General features: G+C 49.4%; 1 rRNA gene. It reads right to left on the bottom strand.

Going from position 1 to position 255, the window contains the following annotated elements:
- Positions 1-255: ribosomal RNA gene (locus AAEY75_RS16100) — 23S ribosomal RNA — on the bottom strand; the annotation flags it as partial.

The raw sequence follows: 255 nt of genomic DNA, 5'->3' as shown, positions 1-255 counted from the left end.
CCTTGGTATTCTCTACCCGACCACCTGTGTCGGTTTGGGGTACGATTCCCGCTAACCTGAAGCTTAGAAGATTTTCCTGGAAGCATGGCATCAACTACTTCATCACCTTAGTGACTCGTCATCAGCTCTCAGCCTGTACATTAAAGTACGATTTCCCGGATTTGCCTAAGAAATCAACCTACCACCTTAAACGCGGACTACCAACGCCGCGCTAGCCTAGCCTTCTCCGTCTCTCCATCGCAGTTAGTGAAGGTA

The organism is Psychrobacter sp. TB55-MNA-CIBAN-0194 (assembly GCF_040309505.1).
Lineage (GTDB): Bacteria > Pseudomonadota > Gammaproteobacteria > Pseudomonadales > Moraxellaceae > Psychrobacter > Psychrobacter fozii.
Note: the sequence above shows the minus strand (reverse complement) of the source record. Positions and strands in the feature narration are given on the sequence as shown.